General features: G+C 61.3%; 24 protein-coding genes. All 24 read left to right on the plus strand.

Annotated features, from left to right (window positions below; all coding sequences use genetic code 11):
- The coding region (locus ACZ1A1_RS04410; RefSeq protein WP_037430126.1) for an EF-Tu C-terminal domain-related protein at positions 1-262 on the plus strand (262 nt) is incomplete at its 5' end.
- A 187-nt stretch (positions 263-449) separates the two neighbouring features.
- On the plus strand, positions 450-758 hold the full coding sequence (gene rpsJ / locus ACZ1A1_RS04415; RefSeq protein ID WP_003507767.1) for a 30S ribosomal protein S10: 309 nt from the start codon (positions 450-452) through the stop codon (positions 756-758).
- 159 nt (positions 759-917) lie between these two features.
- Positions 918-1,601 (plus strand): 50S ribosomal protein L3, encoded by a 684-nt coding sequence (rplC, locus tag ACZ1A1_RS04420; RefSeq protein WP_415214651.1) that lies wholly within the window; start codon positions 918-920, stop codon positions 1,599-1,601.
- A 12-nt stretch (positions 1,602-1,613) separates the two neighbouring features.
- A complete protein-coding gene (rplD, locus tag ACZ1A1_RS04425) occupies positions 1,614-2,234 on the plus strand; it encodes a 50S ribosomal protein L4 (protein ID WP_203318703.1) in 621 nt (206 codons plus the stop codon).
- Complete coding sequence (locus ACZ1A1_RS04430; protein ID WP_313196248.1) at positions 2,231-2,524, plus strand: 50S ribosomal protein L23; 294 nt, start codon at positions 2,231-2,233, stop codon at positions 2,522-2,524. The genes rplD and ACZ1A1_RS04430 overlap by 4 nt, the downstream gene beginning before the upstream one ends.
- A gap of 31 nt (positions 2,525-2,555) precedes the next feature.
- The gene (gene rplB, locus ACZ1A1_RS04435) at positions 2,556-3,392 is read left to right on the plus strand and encodes a 50S ribosomal protein L2 (RefSeq protein ID WP_313196247.1); all 837 of its coding nucleotides are present in this window, start codon (positions 2,556-2,558) and stop codon (positions 3,390-3,392) included.
- 15 nt (positions 3,393-3,407) lie between these two features.
- The gene (gene rpsS / locus ACZ1A1_RS04440; RefSeq protein WP_023517272.1) at positions 3,408-3,686 is read left to right on the plus strand and encodes a 30S ribosomal protein S19; all 279 of its coding nucleotides are present in this window, start codon (positions 3,408-3,410) and stop codon (positions 3,684-3,686) included.
- A 2-nt stretch (positions 3,687-3,688) separates the two neighbouring features.
- Positions 3,689-4,078, plus strand: coding sequence for a 50S ribosomal protein L22 (rplV, locus tag ACZ1A1_RS04445; protein ID WP_023514179.1), 390 nt, complete (start codon positions 3,689-3,691; stop codon positions 4,076-4,078).
- Positions 4,078-4,809, plus strand: coding sequence for a 30S ribosomal protein S3 (gene rpsC, locus ACZ1A1_RS04450; protein ID WP_064329856.1), 732 nt, complete (start codon positions 4,078-4,080; stop codon positions 4,807-4,809). Before rplV ends, rpsC begins: the two co-directional genes overlap by 1 nt.
- A gap of 38 nt (positions 4,810-4,847) precedes the next feature.
- A complete protein-coding gene (gene rplP, locus ACZ1A1_RS04455; RefSeq protein WP_119258428.1) occupies positions 4,848-5,261 on the plus strand; it encodes a 50S ribosomal protein L16 in 414 nt (137 codons plus the stop codon).
- Positions 5,262-5,273: 12 nt separating this feature from the next.
- Positions 5,274-5,474: a 50S ribosomal protein L29 gene (gene rpmC, locus ACZ1A1_RS04460; RefSeq protein WP_119258427.1), complete on the plus strand. Its 201-nt coding sequence runs from the start codon at positions 5,274-5,276 to the stop codon at positions 5,472-5,474.
- Between the two features lie 13 nt (positions 5,475-5,487).
- On the plus strand, positions 5,488-5,724 hold the full coding sequence (gene rpsQ / locus ACZ1A1_RS04465) for a 30S ribosomal protein S17 (protein WP_313196246.1): 237 nt from the start codon (positions 5,488-5,490) through the stop codon (positions 5,722-5,724).
- A 235-nt stretch (positions 5,725-5,959) separates the two neighbouring features.
- The gene (rplN, locus tag ACZ1A1_RS04470; protein ID WP_018328276.1) at positions 5,960-6,328 is read left to right on the plus strand and encodes a 50S ribosomal protein L14; all 369 of its coding nucleotides are present in this window, start codon (positions 5,960-5,962) and stop codon (positions 6,326-6,328) included.
- Between the two features lie 12 nt (positions 6,329-6,340).
- Positions 6,341-6,652, plus strand: coding sequence for a 50S ribosomal protein L24 (gene rplX / locus ACZ1A1_RS04475; protein ID WP_184142187.1), 312 nt, complete (start codon positions 6,341-6,343; stop codon positions 6,650-6,652).
- Positions 6,645-7,202 (plus strand): 50S ribosomal protein L5, encoded by a 558-nt coding sequence (rplE, locus tag ACZ1A1_RS04480; protein WP_313196245.1) that lies wholly within the window; start codon positions 6,645-6,647, stop codon positions 7,200-7,202. The genes rplX and rplE overlap by 8 nt, the downstream gene beginning before the upstream one ends.
- Positions 7,203-7,235: 33 nt before the next feature.
- A complete protein-coding gene (gene rpsN / locus ACZ1A1_RS04485) occupies positions 7,236-7,541 on the plus strand; it encodes a 30S ribosomal protein S14 (protein ID WP_119258423.1) in 306 nt (101 codons plus the stop codon).
- A gap of 12 nt (positions 7,542-7,553) precedes the next feature.
- Positions 7,554-7,952 (plus strand): 30S ribosomal protein S8, encoded by a 399-nt coding sequence (gene rpsH, locus ACZ1A1_RS04490; protein WP_463618956.1) that lies wholly within the window; start codon positions 7,554-7,556, stop codon positions 7,950-7,952.
- 42 nt (positions 7,953-7,994) lie between these two features.
- Positions 7,995-8,528, plus strand: coding sequence for a 50S ribosomal protein L6 (gene rplF, locus ACZ1A1_RS04495; RefSeq protein ID WP_313196243.1), 534 nt, complete (start codon positions 7,995-7,997; stop codon positions 8,526-8,528).
- A gap of 12 nt (positions 8,529-8,540) precedes the next feature.
- Positions 8,541-8,903 (plus strand): 50S ribosomal protein L18, encoded by a 363-nt coding sequence (gene rplR / locus ACZ1A1_RS04500; protein ID WP_119258421.1) that lies wholly within the window; start codon positions 8,541-8,543, stop codon positions 8,901-8,903.
- Between the two features lie 123 nt (positions 8,904-9,026).
- The gene (rpsE, locus tag ACZ1A1_RS04505) at positions 9,027-9,593 is read left to right on the plus strand and encodes a 30S ribosomal protein S5 (RefSeq protein WP_119258420.1); all 567 of its coding nucleotides are present in this window, start codon (positions 9,027-9,029) and stop codon (positions 9,591-9,593) included.
- Positions 9,594-9,606: 13 nt separating this feature from the next.
- Entirely contained in the window at positions 9,607-9,810 is a 204-nt protein-coding gene (gene rpmD / locus ACZ1A1_RS04510) for a 50S ribosomal protein L30 (protein WP_119258419.1), read from the plus strand.
- Between the two features lie 13 nt (positions 9,811-9,823).
- The gene (gene rplO / locus ACZ1A1_RS04515) at positions 9,824-10,303 is read left to right on the plus strand and encodes a 50S ribosomal protein L15 (RefSeq protein WP_119258418.1); all 480 of its coding nucleotides are present in this window, start codon (positions 9,824-9,826) and stop codon (positions 10,301-10,303) included.
- Positions 10,304-10,620: 317 nt separating this feature from the next.
- Positions 10,621-11,961 carry a preprotein translocase subunit SecY gene (secY, locus tag ACZ1A1_RS04520; RefSeq protein ID WP_119258417.1) on the plus strand — a complete coding sequence of 447 codons (1,341 nt, stop codon included), beginning with the start codon at positions 10,621-10,623 and terminating at the stop codon, positions 11,959-11,961.
- On the plus strand, positions 11,958-12,542 hold the full coding sequence (locus tag ACZ1A1_RS04525) for an adenylate kinase (protein ID WP_463618957.1): 585 nt from the start codon (positions 11,958-11,960) through the stop codon (positions 12,540-12,542). Before secY ends, ACZ1A1_RS04525 begins: the two co-directional genes overlap by 4 nt.
- Positions 12,543-12,705 lie beyond the last annotated feature (163 nt).

Consider the following 12,705-nt stretch of genomic DNA (forward strand, 5'->3'; position numbering starts at 1 on the left):
GGCCTACATCCTGACGAAGGAAGAGGGTGGCCGTCATACGCCGTTCTTCACGAACTACCGTCCGCAGTTCTACTTCCGCACGACGGACGTGACGGGCATCGTGACGCTTCCGGAAGGCACGGAAATGGTCATGCCGGGCGACAACGTGACGGTTGACGTCGAGCTGATCGTTCCGATCGCGATGGAAGAGAAGCTGCGCTTCGCCATCCGCGAAGGCGGCCGCACCGTCGGCGCCGGCATCGTTGCTTCGATCGTCGAGTAAGACTTAAGGCCTCAGGCCGCTGAAATAGGAAGGGCAGGGGTCAACCCTGCCCCTCCGGTCTTTGATAATTTAGCGGACTGGCCTTTCGGCATTGTGTTTTCGTGTGCGTTCCGTTATGGAACCGCCAGAATCAAAAAACGCGCTTTCCCAAGAGAATCGCGCGGATAACGAACTAAGGAAAAGTCGTATGAACGGCCAGAACATCCGCATCCGCCTCAAGGCGTTTGACCACCGGATCCTTGATGCCTCCACGCGTGAAATCGTGTCGACGGCAAAGCGTACCGGCGCAAGCGTCCGCGGCCCCGTTCCTCTCCCGACCCGTATTGAAAAGTTCACGGTCAACCGTTCGCCCCACGTTGACAAGAAGAGCCGTGAACAGTTCGAGATGCGCACCCACAAGCGCCTGCTCGACATCGTAGATCCGACGCCGCAGACCGTCGACGCTCTCATGAAGCTCGACCTTGCGGCCGGTGTAGACGTAGAGATCAAACTCTAAGTCCGGCGCAAGCCGAAATAACAAGGAAGGTACGTGGCATTAAGCCGACGTCTTCTGAAAACGGGAAACCCGACGGCCTTCGAGCCCGAGTGGAATCCTTAAACCAAGAGGCATGACGGGACGTCACGATCCCGCCAGGACTTCTAAGAGGATTGAACCATGCGTTCAGGTGTGATTGCACAGAAAGTAGGGATGACTCGCGTCTATAACGACGCAGGTGAGCACATCCCGGTAACAGTATTGCGACTGGACAACGTCCAGGTCGTTGCCCAGCGTACGCAGGAAAAGAACGGCTACACGGCTGTTCAGCTCGGCGCCGGCTCTTCCAAGGTGAAGAACACGGCAAAGGCGCTGCGCGGCCAGTTTTCCGCCGCAAGCGTCGAGCCGAAGGCCAAGCTCGTCGAGTTCCGCGTTTCGGAAGACAACCTCATCGAGATCGGCGCGGAACTGACCGCCAGCCACTTCGTCGCCGGCCAGCTCGTCGACGTTACCGGCACCACGATCGGTAAGGGCTTTGCCGGTGCCATGAAGCGCCACAACTTCGGCGGTCTTCGTGCAACGCACGGCGTTTCCGTTTCGCACCGTTCGCACGGTTCGACGGGTAACAACCAGGATCCGGGCAAGGTCTGGAAGGGCAAGCGCATGGCCGGCCACATGGGCCAGACGCGCGTCACCACCCAGAACCTCGAAGTCGTCTCCACCGACGAAGAGCGCGGTCTCATCCTCGTCAAGGGCGCAGTCCCGGGCTCCAAGGGCGCCTGGATCGTCGTTCGTGACGCCGTCAAGTCCGGCACCCCGGCAGACGCTCCGCGTCCGGCCGCCGTGCGCGCCGCAGCCAAGTAAGGGAGCCTGATCATGGATCTCAAAGTCACGACCCTCGAAGGGAAGGACGCCGGCAAGGTCTCCCTCTCCGACGCGATCTTCGGCCTCGAGCCGCGCGAAGACATCATTGCCCGCGTCGTCCGCTGGCAGCTCGCCAAGAAGCAGCAGGGCACGCACCAGTCGCTGACCCGCGGCGAAGTCGCTCGCACCGGCTCCAAGATGTACAAGCAGAAGGGTACGGGCCGCGCTCGTCACCATTCGGCTCGCGCTCCGCAGTTCCGCGGCGGTGCCAAGGCTCACGGCCCGGTATCCCGCAGCCACGCCCACGACCTGCCCAAGCAGGTTCGCGCGCTCGGCCTGCGTCACGCCCTCTCGGCCAAGATCAAGGCCGACGACGTCATCATCATCGACGATCTCGTCGCCTCGGAAGCAAAGACGAAGGCTCTGGCCGGCGCATTCGCTTCGCTCGGCCTCACCAACGCCCTCTTCATCGGCGGTGCGGAACTTGACGGCAACTTCAAGCTCGCAGCACGCAACATCCCGAACGTGGATGTCCTGCCGATCCAGGGTATCAATGTTTACGACATCCTGCGCCGCGGCAAGCTCGTGCTCTCCAAGGCTGCTGTAGAAGCCCTCGAGGAGCGGTTCAAATGACGGATCTTCGCCACTACGATGTGATCGTCTCGCCGGCGATCACCGAAAAGTCGACGCTGGTATCCGAAAACAACCAGATCGTCTTCAACGTTGCCAAGCGCGCTTCCAAGCCTGAGATCAAGGCTGCGGTCGAAGCACTCTTCGGCGTCAAGGTCACGGCTGTGAACACGCTCGTCCGCAAGGGCAAGGTAAAGCGTTTCCGCGGCTTCGCCGGCCGGCAGGGAGATGTCAAGAAGGCTATCGTCACGCTCGCTGACGGTCAGTCCATCGACGTCTCCACCGGGCTCTGATCGGGCAGTCGGCTAAAAGGGAAACAAGAAAATGGCATTGAAACACTTCAATCCGACCACTCCGAGCCAGCGCCAGCTGGTCATCGTCGACCGGTCGGGCCTTTACAAGGGCAAGCCCGTCAAGGCTCTGACCGAAGGTCTTTCCAAGAGCGGCGGCCGTAACAACCTCGGCCGCATCACCGCCCGCTTCATCGGCGGCGGTCACAAGCGCACCTACCGTCTCATCGACTTCAAGCGTCGCAAGTTCGACGTCGAGGGCACGGTCGAGCGCCTGGAATACGACCCGAACCGCACGGCGTTCATCGCTCTGGTGAGCTATCCCGACGGCGAGCAGGCCTATATCCTGGCCCCGCAGCGCCTGGCAGCCGGCGACAAGGTCATCGCGTCCGACAAGGCCGTTGACGTCAAGCCCGGCAACACCATGCCGCTGCAGTACATCCCGGTCGGCTCGATCGTTCACAACGTCGAGATGAAGCCGGGCAAGGGCGGCCAGATCGCCCGCTCCGCCGGCACGTTCGTCCAGCTCGTCGGCCGCGACCAGGGCATGGCGATCCTTCGCCTGAACTCGGGCGAACAGCGCCTGGTTCACTCGTCCTGCCTCGCAACGATCGGCGCCGTATCCAACCCGGACCACGGCAACATCAACGACGGCAAGGCCGGTCGTACCCGCTGGCGCGGCAAGACCCCGCATAACCGCGGCGTCGTCATGAACCCGGTCGACCACCCGCACGGCGGTGGTGAAGGCCGCACCTCCGGTGGCCGCCATCCGGTATCCCCGTGGGGCAAGCCGACCAAGGGCAAGCGTACCCGTTCGAACAAGTCCACGGACAAGTTCATCATGCGCTCGCGCCACTTGAAGAAGAAGTAAGAGAGGTAGTCAGGAATGGCTCGTTCAGTATGGAAAGGCCCGTTTGTTGACGGCTATCTTCTCAAGAAGGCTGAGAAGGTTCGTGAAGGCGGTCGCAGCGAAGTAATCAAGATCTGGAGCCGTCGCTCCACGATCCTGCCGCAGTTCGTAGGTCTCACCTTCGGCGTCTACAACGGCAGCAAGCACATCCCGGTGGCCGTCAACGAAGACATGGTCGGCCACAAGTTTGGTGAATTCGCTCCGACCCGGACCTACTACGGTCACGGCGCGGACAAGAAGGCGAAGAGGAAGTAACGATGGGTAAGGCTAAAGCCGAACGTCGGCTGAAGGATAACGAGGCGCAGGCTATCGCGCGCACGATCCGCGTCAGCCCCCAGAAGCTCAACCTGCTTGCTGCGCTCATCCGCGGCAAGAAGGTGGACCGCGCTCTCGCCGAGCTCGAGTTCTCGCGCAAGCGCAGCGCCGAGACGGTCAAGAAGACTCTCGAGTCCGCGATCGCCAACGCAGAAAACAACCACGACCTCGACGTCGACAGTCTGATCGTCGCTGAGGCCTATGTCGGCAAGTCGATCGTCATGAAGCGCTTCGCCGCTCGTGGCCGCGGCCGTGCATCGCGGATCGAGAAGCCTTTCTCGCATCTGACGATCGTCGTCCGTGAAGTCGAAGCCAAAGGGGAGGCCGCATAATGGGCCAGAAGATTAATCCGATCGGTTTCCGCCTCGGCATCAACCGTACCTGGGACAGCCGTTGGTTCGCCGACAACGCCGAATACGGCCAGCTGCTCCACGAAGACCTGAAGATCCGCAAGTTCGTACAGGACGAGCTGAAGCAGGCCGGTATCGCCAAGGTCGTCATCGAGCGCCCGCACAAGAAGTGCCGCGTCACGATCCACTCGGCTCGCCCGGGTCTGATCATCGGCAAGAAGGGCGCTGACATCGAGAAGCTCCGCAAGAAGCTTTCCGAAATGACGAATTCCGAAACGCACCTCAACATCGTTGAAGTGCGCAAGCCGGAAGTCGACGCCACGCTGGTCGCTCAGTCGATCGCCCAGCAGCTCGAGCGCCGCGTGGCCTTCCGCCGTGCGATGAAGCGCGCCGTCCAGTCGGCCATGCGTCTTGGCGCCGAAGGCATCAAGATCACCTGCGCCGGCCGTCTCGGCGGTGCGGAAATCGCCCGTACGGAATGGTACCGCGAAGGTCGCGTTCCGCTTCACACGCTGCGTGCAGACATCGACTACGGTACGGCTGAAGCCGAAACCGCATTCGGCATCTGCGGCATCAAGGTCTGGATCTTCAAGGGTGAAATCCTTGAGCACGATCCGATGGCCTCTGAGCGTCGCGCCAGCGAAAGTGACAGCCAGGGTCCCGCAAGCCGTGAACGCGGCGACCGCGGCGACCGTCGTCGTGAAAACGCGTAACAGTCGCGTTTGGCAGCCAATATCGGAGAAGTAAAAAAATGTTGCAGCCAAAGCGTACCAAGTACCGCAAGCAGTTCAAGGGCCGCATCAAGGGTGTCGCCAAGGGCGGCTCCGAGCTCGCCTTCGGCGAGTTCGGCTTGAAGGCTCAGGAACCGAACCGCGTGAACGCTCGCGAGATCGAAGCGGCCCGCCGCGCGATCACACGTTACATGAAGCGTGCCGGCCGTGTGTGGATCCGCGTGTTCCCCGACACCCCGGTCACCGCGAAGCCCACGGAAGTCCGCATGGGTAAGGGTAAGGGTTCGGTCGAATACTGGGCAGCCAAGGTCAAGCCCGGCCGTATGATGTTCGAGATCGACGGCGTTTCCGAGGAAATCGCGCGTGAAGCGCTTCGCCTCGGCTCGGCCAAGCTCTCGGTCAAGACGCGCTTCGTACAGCGCATTGCAGAGTAAGGAGCGAGAGCGATGAAAGCCGCAGACGTCCGGGCGCTCAGCGCCGACCAGCTCAACGATGAGCTTGCCAAGCTGAAGAAGGAGCAGTTCAACCTGCGCTTCCAGAAGGCCACCGGCCAGCTTGAAAAGACCTCGCGTATCAACGAAGTCCGCAAGGACATCGCGCGCGTCAAGACCATTGCCCGCCAGAAGGCGGCAGAAGCCAAGGCCTAAGGACCAGAAAAATATGCCGAAACGCATTCTGCAGGGCACCGTAGTCAGCGACAAGAACGACAAGACCGTTGTCGTTCGCGTCGAGCGCCGCTTTGCCCACCCGCTGCTTCAGAAGACCGTTCGCCGGTCGAAGAAGTACAAGGCGCATGACGAGAACAACCAGTACAAGATCGGCGATGTCGTATCCATCCAGGAATGCGCGCCGATTTCCAAGGACAAGCGCTGGACCGTCGTCTCGGTCCACGCTTAAAACATCGGATTTCGCGCCAGGCACTTGCTTCTGGCGCGAAAATCTGTATGAAGCAGCGCAAGGACGCTCGGAATCGCGAGCGTTCTTTTGCTTTGAGCGCAGGGAAGGTCCGTCGGCTCGCCGAAGGGGAAACCACCTTGGCAACACACCATCCCGCGCGAAAACATGAATTTTCATAAGCTGGAACAGGGGGCTAACACCCAACCGGTCCGGTAAAACAAGAAGGCGACCTGACATGATTCAGATGCAGACTAACCTCGACGTCGCGGATAATTCCGGCGCACGTCGTGTCATGTGCATCAAGGTGCTGGGCGGCTCCAAGCGCAAGTACGCTTCGGTCGGCGACATTATCGTCGTCTCGATCAAGGAAGCGATCCCGCGCGGCCGCGTGAAGAAGGGTGACGTGATGAAGGCGGTTGTCGTGCGCACCGCCAAGGACATCCGCCGTCCCGATGGCAGCGTGATTCGTTTCGACAACAACGCAGCCGTCCTGATCGACAACAAGAAAGAGCCCATCGGCACCCGTATCTTCGGACCGGTTCCGCGCGAGCTGCGCGCCAAGAACCACATGAAGATCATCTCGCTGGCTCCGGAAGTACTCTAAGGAGCGATGGCTATGCAGAAGATTCGTAAGGGCGACAAGGTCGTCGTGCTCACCGGCAAGGACAAGGGTCGTACCGGTGAAGTCGTTCAGGTCATGCCGAAGGAAGACCGTGCGGTCGTCAAGGGTATCAACCTGGTGAAGCGTCACCAGCGCCAGACCCAGACCCAGGAAGCCGGCATCATCACCAAGGAAGCTCCGATCCACCTGTCGAACATCGCGATCGCCGATCCCAAGGACGGCAAGCCGACCCGCGTCGGTTTCAAGGTCGAAGGCGACAAGAAGGTTCGTGTAGCAAAGCGTTCGGGAGTGTCGATCGATGGCTGACACCAAGTATGAGCCGCGGCTCAAGAAGGAATATGTCGAGCGCATCCGCAAGGCGATGAGGGAGCAGTTCTCCTACGCCAACGAGATGCAGATTCCGAAGGTCGACAAGATCGTCATCAACATGGGCGTAGGCGAAGCCACGGCGGACTCCAAGAAGCCCACCGTTGCCGCAGCCGACCTCGCAGCGATCGCCGGCCAGAAGCCGGTCATCACGCGCGCCCGCAACTCCATCGCGGGCTTCAAGGTCCGTGAAGGCATGCCGATCGGCGCCAAGGTCACCCTTCGCGGCGCCCGCATGTATGAATTTCTGGATCGCCTCGTGAACATCGCGCTGCCCCGCGTACGCGACTTCCGTGGTCTGAACCCGAAGTCCTTCGATGGCCGTGGCAACTTCGCCATGGGTATCAAGGAGCACATTGTGTTCCCTGAGATCAACTACGACAAGGTTGATCAGATGTGGGGCATGGACATCATCGTTTGCACGACGGCACCGACGGACGACGAAGCACGGGCTCTTCTGAAAGAGTTCAACTTCCCGTTCCGCGCCTGACCGTAACGACAAGCGTAAAGAAGGATAACTGTTATGGCTAAAACCAGCGCAGTAGAAAAGAATAACCGTCGCCGCAAGCTTGTCGCCAGCCAGGCTTCCAAGCGCGCCGCTCTCAAGGCGGTCATCATGAACCAGTCTCTTCCGATCGAAGAGCGCTTCAAGGCAACCCTGAAGCTTGCCGAAATGCCGCGCAATGGCTCCAAGACCCGCATTCGCAACCGTTGCGAAGTCACGGGCCGTCCGCGCGCTTTCTATCGCAAACTCAAGATGTCGCGTATTGCGCTTCGCGAACTGGGCAATCTCGGCAAGGTGCCGGGCATCGTCAAGTCGAGCTGGTAAGGAGACGGGTACATGGCAATGACTGATCCCCTGGGCGATATGCTCACCCGTATCCGCAACGGCGCCGCACGCCGCAAGTCGAGCGTTTCCACGCCGGCTTCCAAGCTGCGCGCTCGCGTTCTGGATGTTCTTCAGGCTGAAGGCTACATCCGCGGATACTCCGAAGTCGACTTCGGCAACGGCAAGGCCGAGCTGAACATCGAACTCAAGTACTACGAAGGCGCATCGGTGATCCGCAAGATCGATCGCGTCTCCAAGCCGGGCCGCCGGGTCTATGTCTCGGTAAAGTCCATTCCGCAGGTCGCGAACGGCCTCGGCATCACCATCCTTTCGACCCCGAAGGGCGTGATGGCCGATCACCAGGCACGCGAACAGAACGTTGGTGGCGAGATTCTTTGCTCCGTCTTCTAAGACAGGGCAGGGATCTCCATAACGAACAGACAGGATAAAACAATGTCTCGTATCGGTAAGAAGCCCGTTCCGGTTCCCGCTGGTGTCACCGCGACCGTCGACGGTCAGAAGGTTACCGCCAAGGGCCCGAAGGGCGAACTGTTCTTCGTCGCCAATGACGAAGTTTCGGTCAAGCTCGAAGACAACGCCGTTGTCGTCCAGCCGGTCAACGATAGCAAGGATGCGCGTTCGAAGTGGGGCATGTCCCGCACGATGATCGAAGGCATCTTCAAGGGCGTCAAGGACGGTTACGAGCGCAAGCTCGAAATCAACGGCGTCGGCTACCGCGCCTCCATGCAGGGCAAGAACCTGCAGCTGGCCCTCGGTTTCAGCCACGACGTCGTCTACCAGACGCCGGAAGGCATCACGATCGCTGTTCCGAAGCCGACCGAAATCATCGTCACCGGCATCAGCAAGCAGCAGGTCGGCCAGGTCGCTGCGGAAATCCGCGAATACCGTGGCCCCGAACCCTACAAGGGCAAGGGCGTCAAGTATGCGGAAGAACGCATCGTCCGCAAGGAAGGCAAGAAGAAGTAAGGATCACGCGAAATGGCTAGCACTAAAGAAGCTCTCGTGCGCCGCGCCAACCGCGTGCGCCGTTCCATCAAGGCGGTCGCCAACGGCCGTCCGCGCCTGTCGGTTCATCGCTCGTCGAAGAACATCTACGTACAGGTCATCGACGACGTGGCCGGCAAGACCCTTGCCGCCGCTTCGACGCTCGACACCGATCTGCGCTCGTCGCTGAAGACGGGCGCCGACACGGCAGCAGCCGCTGCCGTCGGCAAGCTCATTGCCGAGCGCGCAGTCAAGGCCGGCGTCAAGGACGTCGTCTTCGACCGTGGCGCCTTCCTCTATCACGGCCGCGTCAAGGCTCTTGCCGACGCAGCCCGTGAAGGTGGTCTGAACTTCTGATCCTCGGTCGGGCGCTCCGGCGCCCGCCGACCAGCTCAGGGTATCTGTCGCTTCCATTCCTGAAATGGAGGCGACTTTCGTCAATCTGCCGATTGCACCCGGAAAAGAAAAAGGAAAAGGACAATGGCACAGGAAAAGCGCGGTCGCGATGACCGCCAGAACCGCGAAGAGCGCGACAGCGAGTTTGTCGACAAGCTCGTCGCGATCAACCGCGTCGCGAAGGTCGTCAAGGGCGGCCGTCGTTTCGGTTTCGCAGCTCTCGTCGTCGTCGGCGACCAGAAGGGCCGCGTCGGCTTCGGCCACGGCAAGGCTCGTGAAGTTCCCGAAGCGATCCGCAAGGCCACCGAAGCCGCCAAGCGCGACCTCATCTTCGTCCCGCTGCGCTCCGGCCGCACGCTGCACCACGACGTGCACGGCCGCCACGGCGCCGGCAAGGTTCTGCTTCGTTCGGCCAAGGCCGGTACCGGTATCATCGCCGGTGGCCCGATGCGCGCCGTCTTCGAAACGCTCGGCGTTCATGACGTCGTCGCCAAGTCGACCGGTTCCTCGAACCCGTACAACATGATCCGTGCGACGTTCGACGCTCTCAAGAGCCAGATGCACCCGAAGGACATCGCAGCTCAGCGCGGCATGAAGTACGCCACGCTGCAGGCTCGTCGTCAGTCCGCCGGCGTTGCTGCCGAAGAATAAGGAGCACTGATCCATGGCTAAGAAAGAAACCGCCAAGAAGACGGTGACTGTCGAGCAGATCGGCAGCCCCATCCGCCGTCCGGCCGTACAGCGCGCAACGCTCGTCGGCCTGGGCCTCAACAAGATGCACCGGGTCCGCACGCTGGAAGACACCCCGTCTGTCCGCGGCATGATCCGTGCCGTCCAGCACCTCGTTCGCGTCGTCGACGAGAAGTGAGGGAGTAGAGATCATGAAGCTTAACGAAATCAAGGACAACGAAGGTTCCTCGAAGGGCCGCAAGCGCCTCGGTCGCGGTATCGGCTCCGGCAAGGGCAAGACCGGTGGTCGCGGTGTCAAGGGTCAGAAGGCTCGTTCGGGCGTCGCCATCAACGGCTTCGAAGGCGGTCAGATGCCCATCTACCGTCGCCTGCCGAAGCGCGGCTTCAACAACATCTTCGCATCCGACTTCGTCATCGTTTCCCTGGACCGCGTCCAGAAGGCGATCGATGCCGGCAAGCTCGATGCCAAGGCGACCGTTGACGCAGCCGCTCTCAAGGCTGCCGGCGTCATCCGCCGCGAAAAGGACGGCGTGCGCATCCTCGCCGACGGCGAACTGAAGGCCAAGGTCGCCTTCGAGGTCGCCGGCGCCTCCAAGCCTGCGGTCGAGAAGATCGAAAAGGCCGGAGGCTCGGTGAAGCTGCTGGCCGCAGCAGCGGAAGCCGCGGAATAATTCGACAAAATAGTCGCCCGGTGTGCTTCACACCGGGCGATTTTGCTCCCATATGTGAGCCTCACAACGACCGTCGGGATTCTCGTCCCCATCGTTATCCGGAATAAAAGCCAGGGTGAGGCCGGGATTGCTTGACAATCCGCGTTTCAACCGGTTTAGGCTCCATCCGCCCGCTTCGCTGCAACGGCGCAGGCAGGCACGACGAATTTCAGCATTGGCGATCGGTCCGGGGAGGGCCGGGCGCGAATGCCAACGGATCAGCCAATCCGGACCTGGCCGGGCGTTACCGCCGCCGGATCGGCTTCGCGGAGAAATGCATGGCTTCGGCAGCGGAACAACTTGCCTCTAACCTCAACTTCTCGACTTTCGCCAAGGCGGAAGACCTGAAGAAGCGCCTCTGGTTCACGCTGGGCGCGCTGATCGTCTATCGGCTCGGCACGCATATTCCCCTGCCGGGCCTCAACGCCGAAGCCTTCGCGCAGGCCTTCCGCGGCCAGTCGGGCGGCATTCTCGGCCTCTTCAACATGTTTTCCGGCGGCGCCGTCGAGCGCATGGCGATCTTCGCGCTCGGCATCATGCCGTACATTTCCGCGTCGATCATCGTGCAGCTCATGACCTCGGTCGTTCCCTCGCTGGAGCAGCTGAAGAAGGAAGGCGAGCAGGGCCGCAAGATCATCAACCAGTACACCCGCTACGGCACAGTGCTGCTCGGCACGCTGCAGGCCTACGGCATCGCGGTGGGCCTTGAGAGCGGGGCAGGGCTGGTCAACGATCCAGGCTGGTTCTTCCGCATATCCACCGTCATCTCGCTGCTCGGCGGCACCATGTTCCTGATGTGGCTCGGTGAGCAGATCACCTCGCGCGGCATCGGCAACGGCATCTCGCTGATTATCTTCGCCGGCATCGTGGCGGCCCTGCCGCGCGCCCTCGGCAACACGCTGGAACTCGGCCGCACCGGCCAGCTTTCCATCGGCGTCGTGCTTGCGGTCGTCGTCATGGCGGTCTGCGTCATCGCGCTCATCGTCTTCGTCGAACGCGCCCAGCGCCGCCTGCTGATCCAGTATCCGAAACGCCAGGTCGGCAACCGCATGTTCCAGGGCGATACCTCGCACCTGCCGCTGAAGCTGAACACCTCGGGCGTCATCCCGGCGATCTTCGCCTCCTCGCTGCTGCTGCTGCCGGCAACGGTCGCGGGCTTCTCGAATACGGCTGCGATGCCGAACTGGGCGACGACGATCATCGCCTCGCTCGGCCACGGCAAGCCGCTCTACATGGTGCTCTACGCCGCCATGATCGCCTTTTTCGCCTTCTTCTACACGGCCATTGTCTTCAATCCGAAGGACACGGCCGACAATCTGAAGAAGCACGGCGGCTTCATTCCGGGCATCCGTCCGGGCGAGCGCACCGCCGAATATATCGACTACGTGCTGACCCGCATCACGGTCGTCGGCGCCATTTACCTGATGTTCGTTTGTATCCTTCCCGAAATCCTGATCGCGCAGACCGGGGTGCCATTCTACCTTGGTGGTACGTCGCTTTTGATTGTTGTCAGCGTGACCCTGGATACTGTAGCACAGATACAGGGCCACCTGATCGCCCAGCAGTATGAGGGGCTGATCAAGAAGTCGAAGCTGCGTGGAGGAAAGAGGGGACGATGAGACTGATTTTTCTGGGACCGCCCGGCGCTGGCAAGGGGACTCAAGCCAAGCTCCTGACGGAAAGGCACGGCATTCCGCAGCTTTCCACGGGTGACATGCTGCGCGCGGCCGTTGCCGCCGGAACGGATGTCGGCAAGCGTGCCAAGGCCGTCATGGATGCCGGCCAGCTCGTTTCCGACGCGATCGTCAACGAGATCGTTTCCGACCGCATCGATTCGCCGGACTGTGCCAGGGGCTTCATCCTCGACGGCTATCCGCGTACGGTTCCCCAGGCGGAAGCCCTCGACGGGATTCTTGCCGGCAAGGGCATCGCGCTCGATGCCGTCATCGAACTGAAGGTGGACGAGGATGCGCTGGTCAAGCGCATGGAGAATCGCGTGGCCGAAACCATTGCCGCCGGCGGCACGGTTCGCTCCGACGACAATCCGGAAGCCTTCAAGCGCCGCCTCACGGAATACCGCGAGAAGACCGCGCCGCTGTCGAACTACTACGCGTCGACGGGCAAGCTTCAGACGGTCGACGGCATGGCCGATGTCGACAAGGTGACCGCGCAGATCGCGGGAATCCTCGAGAACGCCTGATATCAGGTTAAAAAGGACAGCCGGGGAGTTGACTTTTTCGGCCGATTCCCCTTAAGACAGCGCCAACTCGCGACATATCATTGCGATCGGCGCGGATTTCGAAGAACGAAGTCCGGGTGCGGTCGTTTTCGACATGTCCCGGACCTTAGATTGAGCAGCGGCT

The sequence above is a fragment of the Shinella sp. R2-11 genome, from assembly GCF_055330205.1.